The organism is Myxococcus sp. MxC21-1, from assembly GCF_032612255.1.
GTDB lineage: Bacteria > Myxococcota > Myxococcia > Myxococcales > Myxococcaceae > Myxococcus > Myxococcus virescens.
Genome location: NZ_CP123278.1, coordinates 2,099,788 through 2,121,707, shown reverse-complemented (window position 1 = coordinate 2,121,707; position 21,920 = coordinate 2,099,788). Strand labels below are relative to the sequence as shown.

Below are 21,920 nucleotides of genomic sequence, written 5' to 3'. Positions count from 1 at the left end.
TCACCCCGGCCCAGTCGATGGGGGCCGTGGACGGCGGGCTGATAACAAGCACGGGCTCCTGGCCCGCCCCGCGCTCGCTGGCAGAAACGCCCGCCGCGAGCTCACGGGCCCGCGTGCGTGCCGCGGCCAGGCCTGGGACAGCAGCCTCTTCCGACGAAGGTGCAGCCTTGGCAAGAGGCTGCACCGCGAGCGCGGAGATAAGGACGAGGAGCGCCGGAGTTTTCGAAGACAAATGGGACATGGCGGGTGTGCTACTCGCAGAAGAGAGACGGCGGAGAGGCCTGGGGACCGGGCTTCAGCACCAACCGCTGCGCCCCCCACAGCTCCACCGTCTTGCCCATCAGGGCGCCGTAAAGCGTCGAATTGCCCGATAGATTCAAGTCCGCCTCGGGCGCATAAACAGTCAGAGATGCGTCCGCGGCGTTGCTTACTTGCACGTGCTGGCCTTCGAGCCTTTTCGCCCCTGACACCACCGTCATGGGATGCGAGGCAGCAGGGCTTGCGCCCAACGTTGAGCCCCCCTCCACCACCACGTTGGTACCGATGAAGAGCAGCACGCGCGCTCCAGGCTCGACCGACAGCGTCGCCCCACCGGTGAGGTGGAGGTGTTCCGCGTAGTAGCGGCCTGCGGGCAGCACGACGTGAACACCATTCAGTTCAAACGCGCCATCTACCCACCAAGTGCTGCTGCCGGGCAGGGACGACAGGCGCGCATTGTCGTTCTCCATGCTCGCCTGCGCCAGATTCGCCGCCACGTCATAGCTGCAGGTGCACGGCGTGGGCATGGAGGCGACGAGATGGACTCCGCCCTGAACTGTGGCGTCGGCGCCAATCGCATAGCCTTCGCCGTAATACAGCGAACCGACCAGGGTGGCCTGCTCCACCACGGCGGAATAGCCGCCAACGAGATCGCCAGAGACGAAGCTCCACTGGCCAACGTACGCGAGGCTGTTGGCCGCGACGGATGCCTTGTCGTTCACCGTAGGCCCCACAACTTCCGCTTCCCCGTACACAAGTGCGTCCTGCACTCCGCAGACCGCGTAGCGAATGGGCGGCATCAGAGGGTCTGCCGTAACAACGGAGAAGGACACCGTCACGACGCGGGCGTTACCCGCCTTGTCCGAGACGCTCACCCGCAGCACATGGGGGCCCTCTGCATTCACCGTGCCCCCGCTGTTGAAGGGCATGTCATCCACAGTGGCCTGGAGCGTGTCCACGTCCAGGTGAGCGTCCGTCGCCGTGAAGTGGATGGTGAAGGCATTCGCCACCGCCCCGTTGGACACACCCGTTACCTGGATGTCGGGTAGCGTCTTGTCGATGGTGAAGGCGAGCTCTGCCTCCGTCACGTGGCCGGCGACATCTCGTGCCAGGGTGCGCAGGACGTAGTCGGCCTCACCGGAGACCACGCTCCCTGTTGTGAAGGGCTGCCCGTTCAGCGTCACCGTGGGCGAAGCCGCCTCCAGGTGCAGGTCCGTCACGGCCACCGTCGGCGTCACGTCGTGATTGACGATGGCGCCGTCCTCGACGCCGCCCAGCACGATACGCGGCGGCAGCGTATCGACAGTGAAGCGCCTCTGCACTTGGCTGATATTACCGGCCCTGTCAGTGGCTACCACGTGTAGTTCGTAGACACCGTCCGTCGAAATGGCTGTGCCCGAGGCAAAGGGCGCCCCATCAAGCGTGGCGGATACCGTGGAGAGGTGGGCGTCCTGCGCTGAGAACACGGGCACCACGGGCCCGTGCACCGGCACCTCTCCCGGCACGCCCGTCACCGTCAGCTCGGGCGGCAGGGTGTCCCGGATGACAGTGACACTCACCGGGTTGTCGAGCGAAGCCAGCACGCGGCCGTCATTGCCCGCTGCGTCCGCCGCGCTGAACACCAGGAGGTGTGGCCCTTCCGTCGCGAGGGACAGGCTGGCGCGCCAGACGCCATCCAACGCATTGCCGGACACAGGCGCTGCCGCCACTTCCTCAGTGCCGTTCACCGCCACCCGAAGGGCCGCCACGCCCGACGCATCGTCGAGGGCCCTGACATGGGCACTCACCGCGTCGCGCACGAACATGCCTTCGGAGAGGTTGACAAGCGTCAACCGCGGCGCTCGCCCATCCATCACCAGGAGGGAGAGGCGCGACAACACCTCGGACGCTCCGGAAGGATGCTCCATCACCAGCGTCAGGCCATGATTTCCCAGCGCCCACCCCACGGTAGAGAGCACTTGCTGCTGCGTCCACTGTGCACCTGGAGCCAGCGCGGCGAGGGGCCACGAGGCCGCCGTGAAAAGGCTGCCATCGGGACGCGTCACCACCAGACTCACCACAGCCTCGTCCTCGGGTGCAGTGCCGCGATTCTCCAGCAGCACGTCCACGGTGGCCACCTGCCCCGTGCGGATGTAGGGCTGAGTGCCCGTCTGCCCGGCAATGGAGACGAGACCTGAGATACGCGGCCGCCCCTCCACTCCGAAGCTGGTCTGTGCTTGCGCCAGCACCTGGGCGCCCATCATCACCATGCTCGTCACCTGGTAGTTGCCAGGCGAAAGCGCGGCGGTGGAGAAGCTGGTGGACTGATTTTCAACTCGGCCGGGGAGCAGCCTTGGCAGCGGAACCTGCCGCTGCTCGACGAGTGTGCCCCCAGAGGTCCGCAACGTCAGCCACAGCATGGCCCCTTCCAGGAAGCTGTTGCGCGAGGTGCTCGTCACCTCCGTGAGCACCTCGGCCTCCTCTCCGGAGAGATAGCGCGTCCGAGAGGTGGCCACAGACAGGACTGCGGTCTCCTCCGGCAGCACGGAGAGGGCGGCGCCGCCCGCCACCCACGCGGCCCCGTCCTTCCACAGCGTCGCGCGGACTTCGTAGACGCCAGCCAGCAGCGTTCCTACAACAACCGTGCGGGTGAACGTATGGGACTGTCCTGTGGGCAGGGAGGTCAGGACCTCTGTGGGTTCCACGAGGCGGGCGACACCACCATCCGCTCCAACCAAATCCAACTCCACCTGTCCCGTCAGGGGCGGACCGGGGTTCGTCACCGTCACGGTGACGAGGCGCTGCCCCTCCACCGGAACTGTAGACACATCCAAGGACACCGCCACGCCCGGCAGGCTGCTGACGGCGATGGTGAAGGGATGGTGGACCTGGTTGTTGTCGCGGTTGGCATCGGCCACCACGGCGCGTGCATCCACGCCCACCTCCAGCACTTGGGCGCCCGTCAATCCCTCAACGGGCAGCGGAACTTCAGCCGTGATGGACGTTCCGGCTGCCAGTGGCCCCATCGCGAGCAGGGGCACTACTCGAAGCGCGCCATCCGGGCTCCGCACCCCCACCGACACGTCATGGGCCGGAGCAGCGGCGCCGCCCACGTTGCGGACCGTGATGACAGCCGTGGCCGGGCCGCCCACGGACACCACCTCGGGCACGAGCGAAACTTCGGCCAGCAGGTCCGGTAGCCCCTGACCATCAACTCGCACGTCGATTGGCTCGGCAGGCCCGCTCATGTTCAGCGAAGCGTCGGAGGCCGTAGCTCCGAAGAGGGTAGAGCCGGGAGAGAGAGCGACGTCCTCGAACTCGAATCGACCGAGCAATTCAAGGTGTGTCACCCTCTCGTAGCCTGCCCATACCAGGTCCCACTGGCGACTCCACCCAAGCCGCCCCCACCCTTCGTCGACATGCCCCACAACTGCCAGCGGGCCGTCTGCACCGACGAGGACGTCACCGTCTTGCGTAACCACGGCGAGTTGCTTGCCATCCGGCGAGAAGGACACCGCGTCGTCATTCACATACTGGTCGGTCAGAAGGGTGGTCTGGGCCGTGGAGAGATTGATGCCATGCAATCCGATACTCGTGCCGAGCCTGGCCCACACAGCCATCCGGGAGAAGTCGGGCGCCACCACCAGCGGCAAGGAGAACTCATCGGCACGGAAGAGGCTCCGCACCAACCTCGAGTCCCAGTCCACCTCAACGAGTTCTGCGCCTTCGGAGGTGCTTGACCCCACGAAAAGCAGAGTGCCATGCGGGGTGAAGACAGGGCGTCGGATGGAGGTGTGGCCCGGCAGCTCAAGGTCCGCTTCCGTCTGGCTGTCTACCTCCACCCGCTTCAGGCGCGTGTCGCCGTCATGCATCAGCACCACAAGTTGTCGAGAATCCGGCGACCAAATCGGGTTGCCCACATCCATCTGCTGCGAGGCCCCCACCTGCCACGCCGCTCCAGTGGCCAGCCGCGCGACATGTACTTCCATTCGCCCCGACTCGTCCGAATAACCCTCCACAGCGACGAAGGCGCCATCGGGTGAAGGCACCATCGCGTCGGGCGTGGAGAAGGCGCTCTCCACAGTCCCCACCACGCCTCCGCCGACCTCTTCCACGACGACGGTGGGCAGCGCGACGTCCGCACGAAGGTAGGCGAGATAGCGCCCGTTCGACGAAAGCGTCACGTCTCCCAGGGGAGGATGCGCGAAGCTGCCGATGGACGTCTCCAGCACTTGCTCCCCGGTAGGGGCGTCAGCGTAGGGCACACCGTTCCTGTAGAGCGTGACGACCGCGCCCACTTCCGCCACGCCAGCCACGCGCGTGGACGACTCGGAAAACGTCACCGGTGAACCTGCAACGGTCGGGAAGGTAAAGCGCGGCGCGTCCGGCGCCGTCGTGTCCAGCGGCATGCCGGAAGCCTCCGCGGGCGCACTGACATTACCCTGCGCGTCCAGCGCCATCACCTGGTAGCGGTAGAGGGCTCCATTGACCAGGCCCAGGTCAATGAGACTCGTGGCGCGGGTCGCCGCGTGGCCAGGCACAGCCTCAAAGGCGCCGGTGGCCCCCAGGGCGCGTTCCACGCGGAAGGCGGCAGCGCTGCCCCCCGTCTGCCACTGGACTCGTAGCGCACCGCCTTCGGGTAGCGACTCAACGATGACGGCCATGGGCGCTGGGGGATTTGCCACCGCCACTATCGCCTGAACCTCGTTAGAGGGCGCCCCCCGCAGGTGCTCCGCGTTGAGGGACACCACCTGATAGGTATACGTACCATTGCGCACGTGAGCGTCTACGAATGCGCGGGCCTCGGGCCCAGCCGTGGCGACCTCCACGGCCCCATCTCCGCTGCCACGCAAGAGCGCGAAGCCGGCCAGCCCTGCCGTGTCTCCCGAGACGACGAAGGAGAGCGACACCGTGCTCTGCTCCACCCCATCCAAGGTGAGGGCCACCGAGGCTTGTGGCCGCGGAGCATGCACCACTTCCACGGACTCGGACCGCATGCTGCGGTTGCCAGTTGCGTCCGTGGCTTGCGCCTCGAACATGTTGCTTCCCTCATGCACAACCACACCCGTGAAGGTGAAGTCGCCGGCTGCGTCCGACGTGGTGGCGGCCACCACCGTGTCACCCGACAGGAGTTCCACCGCCGCATTGGCTGCGGCCTCATGTCCCCGCAGCACCACCGTGGTGTCGGCCGTCGGGCTGACCGGCGCATCCAGCGCGGGGCGGTACACCCGCACCTTCACAGTGCCAGGCTCGGAGGCCGTGCCGCCAAACCCCAGTGCCTTCAATTCGTAACTGTAGTCCCCTGGGGAGGCGATATCCGTCCAGGAATTGTCACGCGTCATCGCTCGCTGGAACGCGGACACCTCGTAGAGAGTGGCGGTGCCGAAGGGCGTCTGGGTGAAGGTGAGGCGGAGTCCCGCTACCTCCAACGGCGACTCCAATGTCACCTTTTCTGGAAGCCATTGGTCCCGCGACGTGACAGCAGGCGCCAATTCCACCCAGAACCCGTCCACCTGGCCTTCCACACGCGCGGTGATGAGCCCCTGCATTGACAGGGATACCGCATCCAAGAGGAAGGGCTCCGTGAAGAGGACTTGCCACTGCTTCAGCGACTCGGTGCCCGAGCGCCAAAATGTTCCGCTGGAGCCGTCATACCCTCTGGCCGCCTCGGAGGCCGTCCCGGACGACGCGGAGGCAGTACCCGCAGGCCGCCCTGGGTATGGAAGCCTGCTCTCTCCGTTGACCAGCACCTCGAAGCCCGACACGCCGGCCTGAGCGGCATCGGTGTCCCAGGACAGGTGCACCTGCTCCTCGTCCACGCGCGCGGTAAGGGCAGGCCGGGCGGGTATGGCTTCCCTGAGGACATGGAGACTGCGGGGCGACGCGTCCACGTTGCCCTGGGTATCCGTGGCAATGGCGCGCAACTCCACGACGCGGCCTGCGGGCATGTCGGACGTCAGCGTCCCCTCATAGGGGAACCGCGTGACTGGCGCCCCCAGCGCGACGAAATCACCGTTCGGCGTGCCTCGCCCTTCCATTCGCACGCTGGCGATGTCGCCATCCTCGCTGTGGGCCAACAACCGCGTGGCACCGCGCAGGCGGGCCAGGGACGCCGGCTCGGTGAGACGGGCCGACGGCGCGCGCGTTTCCACCGTGACTGACAGGGTGTTGGACGGCGGGCTGATGTTGCCCGCCTGGTCAATGGCCACCAGATGGTAGGCATGTACCCCGTCCGGCACCTGTGCGTTCGTGTACTGCGTGTTCATCAGCGCATAGGGGCGCAGGTCTTCCAGGGCAACCCCCTCCGGGGCGTTGGCCAGGGCACCATCTCGGAACAGGACGTAGCCCAGCAGGTCCTCGTCCGACACCGCTTGCCACTGCACCGCGACGCTGTCCCCCTGTGCCGTGGCGGACAGCAGCACCGGAGCCGCAGGAGGTTGGTTGTCCACACGGATGCCAACGCGAGTCTCCGCCACGTTGCTTGCGGAATCCTCTGCCTCAAGCAGGAGCGTGTAGAGGGCCCCCTGCCTCAGAGTGCCAGCATCCAGTTCGAAGAGCGTGCCACCAGGGACCGGCAAGGGCGACCGCACCAGAACCACCCACGCAGAGGGCGAAGCTCCCTCCCCTATGCTCAAACGGTACTCCTTGAAGTCCACGGCGCTGAAGGCCGTTCCCACCACCTCCACCAGCCCACGCACGAGCGCATTGGGCGCGGGCGTGCGCAGCACAACAAGCGGCGGCGTGGAATCCACCTCCACCGATGCCGCTGGCGAGTCGTCACTCAAGTTGCCCGCCCCATCCACAGCGCGCACCACGTATTGCCAGGTGCCATCCGCCAGAGCGGCATCCAGGTACGCGGTGGCCGGCGCCGCCACTGTGGCAATGCGCACCAAGTCCGCGCCGAGCGGCGCCCTCCATACTTCGTGGGCGACAGCGTCGACGGCGAGGCTGGCCGTCCAGGTTAGCGACACATCGTTGGGGCGTTGCACGGTAGCTACCAGCGTCAGCGGCGCCTCAGGCGGCTGCGTATCCACGAAGAAGTCCACTTCGTCGGTGGACTCGTTGCCCGCCCGGTCCTTCACGGCAAGGCGAGCGCGGTATGCGCCGTCCACGGGCGGTGAAGCCAGCGTCGCGAGCAGCCCCTCGGTGACGGGCTGCGTGGAGGAAGCCACCTCCCGCCACGCCAGGGGCGAGGCCGCGGGCGAGAGGGACAGCCGCCACTCGGTGAGGTGGCCGTCCGAGGCAGTGCCGCGCACAGCCCTGTCCACGCCCAACGCAGCGCTCCTCGGAGAGGCTACGAGCGCAGTGGGAGGCGTGCTGTCGAGCGTCACCGAAATCCGACTCTCGCTCCGGTTGCCCGCAGCGTCCTCGGCCGAAAGCACCAGCTCCACTGGCCCGTCAGCTTCCTGGGCCACGGCCCAGGCGTAGAAATCTCCCTGAGCCGGGAGGCTCGCTCCCGTGAAGAGGACCTTTTCCTGAGCGCCGCGCACGACGCTCAGTTGTACGTTCGCGAGTCCCTCGTCCTCCGCGCTGCCTGCCACCCCTACCGGCCCGCTCACACCCGACAGAAATGCGTCGTTCAGCGGCGCCTTGAAGGCCACCACCGGGGGCGTCACATCCACGACGAAGGGCACGTCGAGGGTGCGCACGTTCCCCGCCCCGTCTACCGCCGTCACGCGCACGAGGTGGTCGCCTTCCTGCAAGCCATCCAACTGGGCCAACACCCCGTCGGGAGACGTTGTACCCGCGGCCACGAGGGTCGTGCCTCCACCTGGGGCAACATGCTCTAGCTTCCAATCCTCCAGGTGGAGGTCGGTAATGGCACCCTCCACCGCGACGCTGGCACGCCGGGCCGAGCCAGACACTGGCTGGGTGAGGGAAAGAGTGGGCCGCGTTGTGTCTAGCATCAGCGGCAGGCGGAGCGTCTCTCCCGAGTCCACCACGTCCACCCGCACGAAGTACGTCCCATCCGCGACGCCCGCGAGAGCCTCGGGCCCCAGCACTACTGTCGTCACCCCCTGGGAAGTGAGAGTCGGGGACTGGAGTGGCGCCACCACTGCCCCTTGCGCATCCACCAGTGCCAGCCCCACCGAGGCGGGCGCCGCCAACTCCACCACCACGGCAGCCTCGTCCAGCACACCGTCACCCGATGGTGCATTGGGAGAGATGAGCGCAGGAGTCACCGAAGCAGCGAGCAACATGCTCGTCGGCTGACGCACAAAGCGTCGGAAGTCCTGGCTTGTATGTCCGACGGCATCCTCCACCGTCAGCCGCAAGACATACTCCCCAACGGGCAACGTGCCCGTGGGAACCGTCCCCAAGACACCCGAGGCCGGGGGAGCCGTGCGAATAAGGACAGGCGTGAACTCGGCCGGCTCCACGCCCTCACCTACCGCCAGTTCGTAGCGAACGAAGCTCACATCCGAAGCCTCGCCAGTGACCACCAATGCGGCGCCCGCCACCGCGTCCTGCTCAGGCGTGTCCAGGCGTGCCACGGGCGGAGTGGTATCCACGCGCGCCATCACGGCGCGCTCCGCCTCTCCGCCACAGGCGTCCACGGCCTGGAGAACCAGGCGGTAATCTCCATCGTCGAGCTGCCCACCCTCAAGCAACTGGCCGTCCCACGTCAGCGAGGCCGCCCCCTCGCCGAAGGACGCCTCCGCCACGGTGCCCTGCCTCACGGTGCCCTTCCACGCGCTGACCAGTACCTGGGCCCCTTCCGTCACGGAAAATGACAGCGCAATCGTTTGGGCTGCAGTTGGCGAGAAGATGGCCGGCTGTATGGCGAGGGACGCCACTGCCACTGTACCCGCCAACTCAACGGGCACCGGCACCGCGCACCAGGACGAACCGCTCGCGTCCCGGGCGCTCACCAGCACCTCCACATCCGCGCCCATCTGTGTGACGTCCACACGTCCAAGCAACCCCTGGACGGAAGTCGCGGTCAGCGGGCTGAAATCCCTGCGCTCCTGCGGGACCCAATTACTTCCACCGGCGCGCGCAAGCAGGTCGATGGACTCAAGGTGGGCATCGGCGACCTGCCCCTCCACCTCGATGTAGTAGCGCAGGGTGCCGTTGGGCTCCCGCCGAGGTCTGCGGCACACACGCCCCCCACTCGAGGGGCTGGTGATAACCGCTACCGCCGGGGTCCTGTCCACGAACAGCGGCGCGGACTTCGCGGTGGCCACCTTCCCATCGCTCCATGTGGCAGTCGCCAGCGGCCAGTACACGCCTTCGGGCAGCGTGGCCGGATCCAATGTGTAGCGGGCATTGAACGACGAGCTTCCCGGCGTAAATCCGGAAATGGCTGGGTTGAAGAGTGACGCGCCTTCAGCTGAGTTCAAGGCTACGCTCAGCGAGGAGAAAGCCTGCCCCGTCGTGATTGAACCCGAGATTGACGCAGTGAAGCTGGGCTGGTGCACCGAGCACAGCGGCGCCTCGCCGTTACGCATGGGATTCGCGAGCGAGAACGCCGGCGGCGGAACGTGCAGGCGAGCTTCGTCCCAGCAACTCTGGACATCCTTCAAAGCGCCCAATTCGAGCGTCCCCCGTGTCGCCACAGGGCTGCCGTTAGCCAGGAAGCCCTGCGCATACAGGACGTACTCTCCTCCGTTCGGCAGTCGTGTCAGGTCCAGCGGAACGGTGGGGGACTGGCCACTGAACGCCCCCAGACGCGCCACAGGCAGCACCTCCGGGTTCGCCAGCATGGGCGCTTCCGGCAGCTTCGCCCTCGCGAAGACTTCCAGTGAGCGCAGCCCCCCCTCGCGGAAGGACTCCGTCGCCAGCACGCCCCCACCTTGACTCGTCAACTGAACCACACACAGGTCCAGTTCGCCGGATGCCATCAGCGGTTCGCCGTTGGCCCGTATGGCGGAGAAGCCTGTCCGGTAGACACAGCCCCTCAGAGAGGCTGTAGAGATGGCTTCTCTGAAGCTCCACCCCAAAGCGTTGCTCACCACGTTGGCCTTCACCGGGATGCGCAGTTGCTCGCCCGCCCCATCCAGGCGCTCCAGGGTCCAGAGCGCCCCCGGCAGAAGTCGGACATCCCCCGCCGCGCCTTCAAACTCGGCGACGAGCAGAGCCTTCTCCGCCCCTCGCGACTGAGCGCAAGCCAGCAGCTTGGACCGTCCCTCTTCAACCCCGAAGTAGACACGCCGGGTGAAGGTACGCCCATCAGCGTCCAGAGCCCGCACCTCGAACTCCGAAATGGCGCCGATGAGCTGCGTATCCCAGACCACCAGCGCGTCTCCCATATTGGAGACATTGGAGTGGTCCACTCGCCACTCCTGCTCTCCGGGGACACGGTAGGCAATGCTGAAGGAAGTGAAGGGCCGAGCGACCGAGTCCTCAAGGAGGAACACGTATTCTCCGGGACCGGAATAAGGGACTCGGCCCACACTCGTTGCGTTCTCCACCGGGACATGCCCCGGCATGCGAGGAAGCGCACGGCCGGGGAGCAACCAGTACTGGCCCGTGTCGAAGCTCCGAGCGACCTCCGTCACAAAAAGCTGCTCTTCGAATCCTTGCGGGTCGGTTACTGCCTCGTTGCCCGCAAGGTCCCGCGCGTGAAGGCGCACGAGGCGCCCTCCAAGCTCCGAGAGTGATGCCTCGCGGCTAGCGGCCCTCTCCGTGCCCGATACCCATGCATCGAAGATTGAAGGCGCGTCCAGACGCCCTGTCTCCAGCGTCCAGCCCACCAATGCCTCATCCTCGGCCTTCAGGGAGATACCTCCCTGCATCACCTGGACAAGCTCCCTGCCGGAAGGGCCTGGGACGGTCACCACGTACGCAGTGCTCGCAGCGATGTCGGAAAGGCTCAGCGTGAGCCGGGGCGCCGTCGTGTCGAGGGTGACGCCCAATTCGTTGCCCTCCACCAACAGGATGTACCGTCCGTCAGCAGCCACGACGCCATTGTCGTCCCGGCCGTCCCAGACGAGGCCGTAATCGCCAGCCGCGGTATGAGTTCGCGAGAGATGCCGCACCACGCGCCCGGCCTCATTGAGGACACGCAGTTCGATGCTGGCCGGCGCCGTCATGGTGTAATGGACGGACACCTCGTCGAGGACATTGTCGCCGTTGGGCGAGAAGTACTCCGGCTCGCGGGTGAGATTGGCAACCACGGGCCGATCGCTGTAGCCCACCGTTGTCCGGCGCGTCCGGACATTACCTGCCTTGTCCCGCACCAGCAGTTGTACTTCGTAGAGGCCGGGCCCAGGAGGTGTCCAGCTTCCGAGGCTTCCTCGTACCACCGGCGAGGCACCACGAAAGATGGCTACAAAAGGACTGGTCGCACGATACGGGCGCACGCCGATTTCCAGCGACTCGAAGTTGGCGTCGGCCGCCGTCCCGGTGAAGGAAATGGCCGATGCACCTGGCTTCCGCGTGGCCGCCAGCTTCGCGGTGAGGTTGTCGCGTGTCGAGAGGGCACGATAGGCCTCGGGGACATCCGCGCCGAAGGACATGAAACCGTGGATGAAGGTGCCACCAGGAGAGAAGCGGCCGCCATCCAATCCATCCTCAACGAAGAGCCGCGCCTGATTGAGCCCCGTCACCCCCCACGTCCACGCCGTCTCGTCGTCCGCCAGATAAGAGCGGAAAAGGATGCCACCACTCAGCGGGTTGACGTGGAGTGCGGCGAAGCTAGCGAGGAAGTCGATTGAGCCGGCACGCCCGCGGTAAAGTGGCCGTGTCGCCTTCGAATGGACGTCCACTGCATTAAGTGCAGGCGAGGCCGCCTCATAGATGTCCTGGCAGCCCTCATAGCAGTCCGTGCGCACATACCGCAGGGGGCCTGCCTCTACATAGGCAATCGCCTCTCCATCCGGCAACCAGGAGTGCCGCAGGTTGTCACTGGAGTAGATGCGGGTGTCCCGACCGTCCGGATAGCGCCCATCGGAAATGGTGAAGTCCGGCAGGAGCCGCTCCAAGCCCGTACCGTCCACGTTCACGCGGTAAAGCGCTCCCCGGCCCGTGACAAAGGCAATGGCACGTCCATCCGGCGACAAGCTCATCTCGACAACATCAACATCCTGTTTCGCCAGGACCCGGCGGCCCGTACCATCCGTCCGAATGGCCTCAAGCTGGGATATGTCACCCGCCTCGGCTCCAGACTGCCTGGATGCGAAGAACAGAACGGCACCGTCCGCGTCGAGCACCGGCTGAACCCTTCGATTAAGGTACGTGCTGGCACCCTGCCCCAGGGTATCCGTCACCAGACGGGTGAGCTGACCGTCCGAAAAGTCCAGACGGGTCAATGTATGAGCCCAGCTGCCACTGGGGGTACGCATCGCGCCGGCGAAAACCGCGAGACGCCCATCTCGACTGAGGGCGAGCTGGCCATCGAAACTACCATCCCAGTCATCTCGCGTCAGACGCCTCGGTTCAGCCCCACCCAGCGGCTGCAGGTAGATTCCGCGCTGCGCCGTTGACAAACTCCAACCGTTGAAAACGACGCCACTCTCGTCCGGCATCGACACGAAAGGGCCATCGTAGCGGTCCAGATTGACAAACGAATCCAGGTTCTCCAGTTCGCGGGACGAGGCAGCTGACTTCTCCAGGGGGAAGCGGTTGGTATCCACCACCACCGACAGCGTCCCCATCAGGACCTGCCCTCCAGCCGCCGCCGCACTTACCATCAGGCGATAGGTGCCGTCCGGAACCACCCGTCCACGCTCTGAACGCCCGTCCCAGACTAGCGTACCGGCCTGCGCGGATGCAGCATTGAGAGCCCGCACCTCCTGACCGTCTTCGTCCAGCACACGCACGGAGACCGGAGCCGCGTCGTTGAGCCGATACACCACCTCGGAGGAGTCCTTCACCCCATCCCCATTCGGGGAAATGTAGAGTTCACTGAGCGCAAGGGTGGCGTCCTGCACCACCACGGCTTTCTCGGCCCTGTTGTTGTCGGAGCGTCCCTCCAGCGTCGTTCCAGCACGGTTGACGTGGGCGACGAGGCGCACGCTACCCTTCACACCGACGGTATCCCAGGCGAAGGCAGCCTCGCGCCGCGCCCCCGCAGGAATGCCATCGAGTACGTGCTCGCCCAGGAGCACCTCCTCCAGCCCCGGGACGGCGAGCAACAATTGCACTGACACGGCCTCGGCGTCCTGCCCACCCGCATTGAGCACAGAGACTGAGACCGCCACGGTGCTGCCTTCCTGAGGGAAAGCCGGCTGAGGGAGAATGTCAGCGGCGGCAAGCACCAGGTCCGCGATAGGAATGGGCTGCAGCGCCAACAGCACCTGGTTGTCATCCTCATCAAACTCAGACACAGCGCCTTCCGCGTCCAGCACGAGAAAGAGGGCTCGAGGACTGTCGATTGGCACGGTGAAGGTAGCAGACACCTCCCGCATGGCACCTGCCGCGAGCGGCGCCTGAGCTCCGTGGAATACGCGCGTGCCTCCTTCGGCAGGGTTACCCAGGTACCAGTCCACGCTGAAGCCCGGAGTCTCCCCCAACCCACTGTTGCGCAGCGTGGCGCGCGCAGTGGCGCTCTTCGTCTCCAATGGGCGGCTGGGGGTGAGAGTGATTGCGTTGCCGACCACTTGCAGGTTGGCAAGCCCTGAAGCCGTAACATTGAAGTCGGCAGACTTCGTGTCATTGCTTGGATCCAGGTCGTCCGCATGAGTGACGCGCACCACCGCCCGCATCGCCCCAGAGACACCTGCGCGCCACACCACCTGTGCGGAGACCTGGCCGCCAGCGGGGACCTGAAGTGTCGCCCCCGCGAGGTTGGCCCTGGTGGCGCCACTTCCATCCTGAATTTCAATCACGGGCGTGACGCTGGCCGGCACCGTCCCAGAATTGGCAACTTGGTAGTGAATGACGGCATCTCGCCCTTGTTCCACGGAGGCATCCACCGTCACGCTTGCCACCGATAGGTCCACGCCTTGCACGCGCTCCAGCGGCGCGCTCTGGATGTTGTTGTCTTCTCGGCTCTCGACCTGTTCTTCCAGGGCATCTACAACCACCGAAATCGCGGAGTTCTGAGCGAGCGAGGAGACGGTGACATCCCACGACAGGGCCGCACGCGTGCGCGGCGCAAGCGCTCGGCGCGCCTGCGCCAGCACCTGCGTACCCAGCCGCACCTGCACTTCCACCTCTGAGGAGGCCGTCTGGCCGAGGTTACCCACCACCGCCGTCACGTTCACGACAGACGGTAGGCGTGTCAGCTTCGAGGGAGTCACCGTCACACTGCCCGCGTGGACGACGAGGTCTACACCTTCGGAGGGCTCACTCACGAAGAGGGGCTGAGATGCGCCGTTGTCAGCCTCCGAGGACTCATCCACCTCGTTGTTGGCATCGACACGCACGAACACGCGCGAGGAGCCGCGACTGGCCGAGGTGTCCAGCCGCAGCGTCACCTGGGCACGCTCGCCAGCGGCGATGGAAGCCACGCGCTGCCCTTCGCCAAGGGGTGTGCCCGTGGAGTCGAAAGCCCGCACCAGCACGTTGCTCGCGGTGGCATAGCCCGTGTTGAAGAAGCGCACGGTGGCCAGCACCGTCTCTCCTTCCACTGCAGTGGAGGTAGAGAGTTGGAGGTCCGAGTCGGCCAAGGAGAGATTGGGGGCTAGCGCAATGCGAAGCGCACGCAATGCAAGGGCTGTGTCGAGAGGCGAGCCGTCCCAACTCCCATCCGTGCGCTGTCTCGCGAGGAGCGCCGTCGCGGCCTGCTGCGCCTCTTCCACGCCTAGCTGTCGCCACGCTGAAAGAGCGAGGAGGGCCCATGCCGTCGCACGGGCGCTCTCTCGTTCCTCTGCGTAGAGTCCCCCCGGGCGACGTTGTGCGCGCAGATATGCCAGCGCCTTGCCCGCCGCAGAGGTGACCTCCGGGGTGCGCTGCACCGAAGCGAGGTGCTCCATGACGAGGGAGGTCAATTCGAAGCGGCTCGGGCCCCCTTCCATCAGAGGCCAGCCGCCGTCCTCGTTCTGCTGCCCGAGCAAGTAAGGTGTCAGTGGGTCAAGTCCCGTAGGCACTTCACCCGCAAGGCGTACCGCCCGACCAACCAGGATGGAATCCAGCGTGGAAGGCGCATAGCCGTGAACAAGCCCTGCGCCACCATGAAGTCCTCGCAGGGAAGCAAGACGCTCCGCGGTCTGCGCCGAGGCATCCCGCAATGCCAGCGCACGTCGCGCGAGACTGTCCGCGTCCAACAGGGAGAGGCCCGCCAGGTACGCGCCTCCCTGCGTCACTGCTTCGGGTGCACGCGGATCCGAATAAAAGAGCCGGAGTGCGTCCAGCACATGGTGGGTCTCACGAACTGCCGAGGCCCCCTGCCCCCAGGCGCCTGAAGGCAACTGCTGGGCGAACAAATAGTCCAGGCCGAGCTGAACCCCAGGACTCTCCGCCACCTGCCCCGGCGGCGACTCAACCAAGTCCGTCTCAAAGACACCACGGCCCTGAGTAAGGAAAAAGAATTGCTGTTCGAAACGCTTGCGGAGCGCGTCGACGAACTGCACCTGCGCCGCCGTGGCCAACCCGCCGGGCGGAGTCAGGATGATGAAGGCGGCGCGAAAGCTCTTTTGAGCCCGTGACATTGCCGGCTGGCGCTCACCTTCTGCCCGGATGATGTCAGCGACGGACAGAGTCTGGGCCGTCGCTGAAATCCGAGTACCCAAAGGCGGTGGCAGGTCCGTAGCTTGGTATGGCGATGAGGTCTCGGGCTGAAGCAACGTAAGCGGGCCGACCTCCAAGGGGGAGAGGAACCCCATGAGATACAGGTCCAGATTGGAGTAGCGCTTCTGGCTCGCGGTTGCAGCAAAGACGCCCGGCGATTCCTGCTCCCAATCGGAGCCGTAGAGCACCGAAGCATCCGAATCGAAGAAGAAGCTCCAATGTGCCCCGTTCTGCCCCAGCAGGTCGTCACTAAGGTGGGCCGTTCCTTCCCTTCGGTAACGGACGCGCCCGGTCCACTGGTGCGACACCTCGTGAGCCAGGAGAGCAGTCGCCGTATCTACGGTCGTTCCCTGCACGTTGGGGCTCAACGCGCGAAGGTCGATATACGCCTTCAGTCGCCCCGCGCTACCGAACTCCCCTGCGCGATTGAACTGAGCCCGACCAATACCATGTACGTCGTTGCGCACCGACGTGTGGAGTCCCGCGACGTCCGGCCCCAGGTCCACATCGAATGTGGGCAGCACGACAAGGAAGTCATAGGCATCGTCGTGAGTCAGGAAGAAGGCTTGCGCGACACGCACCCGCGGAGCAATGCCAGCCTCGATTCCATAGGAGGTGCCGTCGTGCTGGTACGCACTGACATGCTCGGAGCCGTACGTGCGCATGGGCAGCACGACCCACGCGCCAAGCAGCACCCTTAGTAAGCAGCCAATCATCCGGGCCCGACGCATCCGCCCCTCCTGCGAGACACAGACGCGTCTCATTTTTTGCACGTACCCACTGCCAACTTGGGCCCTGTATTTAGCATGCCGCCTCTACACGGAGCCCCACGCCTCGTCAAACTCATGGGAACGCAGCACTCCCTCTCTTCGAAGGCCCTGGGTCGCGCGCGCTTCCTAGAACCACGCCGCTGTAGATGCATACGCCCTGCCAAACTCGGAAATCCGAGACGGCGACGCCCCTCCACCAATCCCCCCTCCGGCTGCCCCTCGACGACACACACTCCAAGAGAACCAGAGCCGCAATTGGCTTGGGGCAGCACTCACGCATGCTTCCATCATCATTTCGTCACAAGCCCCAAGCTCTTCCGACGACGTCGGACGGTACTGCGCACCCCTGACATGTGGGCCATGCTGAGCGCAGCCCCGTCCGGAAGCGCAGACTGACCGTCCCAGAGTTGGATGCTCGGCCTCGTCCAAGATAGGCGCGGAGCGGACCTCAAACACCTCCCGTATCGGCGGACACACACCATCCGGCACCCCCACACCCTCCCCGCCAGCAGCCTGCGGCAGCAGGTGGCCGCGCTTCTGGGATTCCTCAACGGGCACGTCACACAAGACGCGGGGGCCCACGCAGCCTCTGCCGTCTCCGTTGCGGACACGGGCAACCTGCTGACGGCAAGCACCGTCGAAGCGGCCCTCGCTGAAGTCCTCGCAGCATTCAGCGGCGGGCACTTCCGCGGCAACGAGACGGCGGCAGGCCAGCACAAGGCCATCCTCCAGCCCGTCCTCGGCGCCGGCCGCGTCCTTCTCCTCGACGCCCAGGGGGCGGCGGCGCCGCCGCGCGGCTGCGTCTCTACGCCGACACCGACTCGGTGTGGTTCACCCTCAATGCTGCCTGGAATGGAAGTGCCTGGGCCCGAGACACCAGCGGGACGGCCTCCGGCGGCTTTCGCCTCTCACGCAACGAGGCGGAGTTCCTCCACGACGCCAACGCTGCCGTCACCTTCACCACCTGGACGCGCACCCTGCGGCTCCCCCTGAGTAGCACCTGTGCCTACCCAAAATTCAGTCGCTGCGTCATGAGTGCGTCAAAACGTGCGTCATGACGTGAGCGATGCGCATGACGAGCCGCTGGGGCCTCCCTTCCGTTTGATAGAGGTCGGAATTACGCCCGGCGCAGACGCCTCAACACCTCTCTGCCTGCATGTGGACACTCCCCGCCCTTCCTGCGAACGCAGGTAGGCTGGTGCAGCACGCGCGGGTCTACGAGGGTGTTGTTGGAGGGACCGAGACTCTACCCCGCGGCGCTCGTACCGGTGGTGGAGCCCGAAGACTTCCCGTAGCTCTATCACCTTGGCTCCGTGCTCCGGGCCCTGCACCCCACGCGTCTCGGGCGCATCTTTCCCGAGTGACAGGTGCGTCCTGATCGCATTGTAGTAGCGCTGGTACTCGCGCAGCAGGCGCCGAGCGTGGGCTTCGTTCAGGACGACGACATGGTCCAGCAGCTCCCTACGTATCGAGCCGATGACTCTCTCCGCATAGGGATTCTGCCACGGACACCGTGCTGCACTCGGCACCTCGCGAATCCCCAAATATTTAAGCGTGGCGCGAACGCCCTCCGAGTAGATCTTGTCCCTATCTCGGTGCAAGTATCTCGGAGCACTGGCCCAGGGAAAGGCCTCTCGCAACTGCGGCTTTGTCCATTCTTCCGTCGGGTGCGCTGTCACATTGAGGTGGAGGATTCGCCTGTCCCGGTGACTCACCACCACAAATCCCAACAGCACTCCAAACGTCGCAGTCGGAATGACAAAGAAGTCCATCCCTGCGGACTCCGCCAGATGCAAGCGCAAGAAGTTCCGCCATGTTGGTGATGGTTTCGGCGCTCCCCTTCTCGGCCTGGGCATGTAACGAGCGACCGTTGTCTGGCCTACCTCCATCCCCATCTTCAGCAACTCCCCGTGAATACACGAGGCCCCCCATGTCGGGTTGGCTTCGGCCATGCGCCGAATCGACGCCCTCAGCTCCAGGGTTGCCCGAGGACGTCCCACCCGACTTCTGGACTTCCAGCGCCAGAAGAGCCGAAAGCCCATCCGATGCCACTTCACCACCGTCGCCGGCCGCACCAAGCACAGTGGACGCCGCCATCCCTGCCAGAAGCGCTGGAGAAATACCCAGAAGAAGCGATCGCCCCGGGCAAGCCCCGGTGATGGGCGCTTCTCGCGAGAGACCGCGAGTTGCTGGCGAAGAGCCAAATTCTCCAGAGCCAGTTCCGAACGGCTCCGCAAGACCGAGCGCAACGTCTGAGCCAGCGCCTTGACGAAGGCCCTCATCCTGCCATTCTTGCCGGCCGTAGCCAGCACGCCAGAATTCTGCCGCCCCCCGTAACGGACCGCATGGCATCACAGAGGGAACCGCGCACACTCCCCCTCTTTCGCCCGGTCAAACCCAGTATTCTTCGGCCCCATCCGTAGGACTGTGCATGCAATGACGCGTTCGCCGACGCACGCTTCTCGCCGGCCTCGAATATCCGGTAGTCACAGCCAGGTCCTTCTTCCACAGCAGGCTGGAGAGGTGCTCGTTACACGTTGAAATCAATCTGCAGGACGGGTGTGTCCGCTTCGATGTCGCGCCGGAACCGCCCCCACCGGTCGAGCGTGCTCTCGTCGAGCACGGCCGGGTCGCGATACTGGTGGAACAGCGCGTAATTCATCGAGCGCTGGAGCGCGAGCAGGTCCGGCACGGCCGCGAGCCACTCGCGATCCATCCGTCGGAGCTCCCGATACCCTTCGAGGAACGGCCCCAGGAACGCAGCGGCCGCTTCGTCGCGCGCCTCTCGAGCCTCGCCTCGCGCGATGTAGAAGAGGAGTACCGCAATGTCCTTGACGAACCACGCGTACTCGCAGTTGTCGAAGTCGAACGCGGTGATCTTCCCTTCGGCGAAGCAGAAGTTGTGCATGTGGAGATCGGCGTGGATCAGCCCGTAGCTCTCCGGTGTTCGCGGTAGCCGGTTCAATCGCGCGATGATCGCCGCGGTGCGCTCGCGAACGAGCTTCTCCTCGGGAGGCGCGAACCGGTCGATGTCGACCACGTCGTACTCATGCCATTCCTGGCGCTTGAGCCTGGGGCTCGAAGGCGCGTAGGTCTGGGCGCGGTTGTGGAGCCGCGCGAACAGCCGGCCCAGGTCGCGGAACAGGGGGGGCTTCCAGTAGCGCTCCTTGAGCGGAGGCGCGTCGTCGAAGACGACGCCCGGCGCGCGCTCGAACGCGGTGGCGACGAAGTAGCTGCCGGGCTCGCGGTCTTCGATCCGCTCCACGAACTGCCCCGATTCGGAGAGGACCGGCGAGGCGATGGGAATGCGCGCGGCGGCCAGATAGCGAACGAACTCGACCTCACCCAGCGTGTAGTCGATCGTTCGCCGCGTACTGTGCGAGATGCGCAGAATCAGGCCCTCGCCGTCGTCGTTCTCCGCCTCGTAGACGAAGTTCTCGAAGGCCGTGAGCTCGGTGAGCTGCTCGGGCGACAGGCCATACCGGCGCGCAGCCTCATCGCGAATCGGTTCGTGGAAGCGGCGGACAAGCTCTGGATGCATCGAACCCTCTAGTCCTTCAACGTGAGGCTGCTCTCACCGTAGCCCAGCACGGTCGAGGCAGAGTCGCTGGTGACCGAGACGCCCAGGCCGCGCGCGAGGGTCTCCGCCAACGGGGGGCCATTGCGCGGCCGCGTGAACACAGCCAGGTCCGCGCCGGTCAGGGGGTGATCCGGGCGCTGGAGCCGCTGGTTCAGCATCGCTTGCTCGCGCTCGACGACGCGCAGGCACCGGCGCTCGAGGGCAAACGCGCTGGCAGCGACGCCAGCGAGCTCACCGCAGAGGGCTCCGCCACGGCCTTGTCTCCCGGCAGCCCATGCGCGAAGAGCTCGGCCAGTCGCCGCTGGCTCGTGGCCTGCTCGGCGGAATCCAGCTTCGCCAGTTCGTCCAGCGACGTGCCCTGTGGCGTGCCGGGGAACGCCTCGCCGATGCGCGCGAACAACCAGCGGCTGAGCTTGATCTCGCGCTGGTATGTCTCGGCGAGTGGGAAATCGTCCCGGAGCAACGGGTAATGCGCGACATCGATGGGCGCCTCCACGCACTCTTGCAGCGCGGTGCGCGGGAGGTGTCCGGCGAACGCCGCCCGGAGCCGTTCGTGGAGCAGCCCCTGGGTCGCGCCGAGGAAGCGGACCACCGATTCGACGCGCTGCCCGAGCAGGCCGTAATCGAGCGCGGCGTCGAGATCGCCGAGGCGCGCTGCGATGTCGGGCTGGGCCTCGATGGGTGCCGGGGCCGAGCCGGTCAACACCTGCATGTATTCGTTGATCAGCGCCGGCGGACCGGCGCACACGCCGTGCGGACCATGGAAGACCGCGTGACGCTCGGCATAGTCCACGATCGATTGCGCGGTGACGGGCTGCTCGGGGGCATCGCGCACCAGGTCGTTGGTGACCAGGCGAACTCCGTCGATCAGCCGGAACATGGCCGCGAGCCCGCTGTCGAGCTCTCCGTTCGGCACCGGCTGGGTGCCCCGCACCAGCACGTACCCGACCGACGCGAGCGTGCAGACGACCATCATGTGGAGCTCGCCCGCGGTGAGCACGCCCGGGGTCCGGGGCGGCATGCGCGCGAGGAAGGCCTTGCGGAACTGCTCGGTCAGCGAGAGCAGGTCCGGCCACTGACGCGCCATGCCCTTCATCGCGGTCACGTTCATCGGGCGTTCGCTCTGGTACCGGCTCCCCGCGTAGTGGCACTGCTTGCGCACGGTGGGGAGATCGAGGAACAAGGTGCGCGGTGCGACGTTGTTCTCGCCCACTTGCCGGCCATCACCGTCGAGCGCCGGATGCGCCACGCGGTAGACCGGCACGACCACCTCGAGGTTCGAGAGCTCGAACGCCCGTCCGAACGCCTGTTCGGTCAGCACGGGGCAACGGTTGTCGCGGGCGCTGAACGTGAGCGGCTCACGCCCGGCTGGCACCTCCCCCAACCGCTCAGGGAAGGACACCACGGCGCGGCCCGTGGGCGCATCCGAGACCCGCCTCAACACCCGCTGTTCGATCAATGTTTCGAGCAGGTCCCGGATCTTGTCCCAGGAATGGGGCGCGCCGTCCGACCACGCCATGGCGTCGGAGGCTTGAAATTGCTCGACCTGGAGCAGCTTCTCGCCCAGGGGCGCGATGTCCGGCTCGTCGAAGATGAGCTCCACCTCGCCATAGAAGAGGTGCAGGACCTGCTGGCCATTCCCCGCGTCGAGCCGGTCGTGCGTGAGCCGCCTTCGATTGGGAATGTAGAGCATCTCATCCGCTTGCAGCTGTGCCATG

The 21,920-nt window shown here is 65.9% G+C and carries 4 protein-coding genes; all 4 read right to left on the bottom strand.

Going from position 1 to position 21,920, the window contains the following annotated elements; all coding sequences use genetic code 11:
- Nucleotides 1–251: 251 nt before the first annotated feature.
- The 4 genes from QEG98_RS09885 to QEG98_RS09870 all read right to left on the bottom strand — a co-directional run bounded on the left by QEG98_RS09885 (nucleotide 252) and on the right by QEG98_RS09870 (nucleotide 21,919).
- Nucleotides 252–16,517, bottom strand: coding sequence for a CARDB domain-containing protein (locus QEG98_RS09885; RefSeq protein WP_316566560.1), 16,266 nt, complete (start codon nucleotides 16,515–16,517; stop codon nucleotides 252–254).
- A 1,157-nt stretch (nucleotides 16,518–17,674) separates the two neighbouring features.
- Nucleotides 17,675–18,394, bottom strand: a complete 720-nt coding sequence (locus QEG98_RS09880) for an integrase core domain-containing protein (protein WP_316566559.1) — start codon at nucleotides 18,392–18,394, stop codon at nucleotides 17,675–17,677.
- Nucleotides 18,395–19,152: 758 nt separating this feature from the next.
- Nucleotides 19,153–20,163 (bottom strand): phosphotransferase enzyme family protein, encoded by a 1,011-nt coding sequence (locus QEG98_RS09875; protein ID WP_316566558.1) that lies wholly within the window; start codon nucleotides 20,161–20,163, stop codon nucleotides 19,153–19,155.
- Between the two features lie 190 nt (nucleotides 20,164–20,353).
- Nucleotides 20,354–21,919, bottom strand: a complete 1,566-nt coding sequence (locus tag QEG98_RS09870; protein WP_316566557.1) for a hypothetical protein — start codon at nucleotides 21,917–21,919, stop codon at nucleotides 20,354–20,356.
- Nucleotide 21,920: the final 1 nt, after the last annotated feature.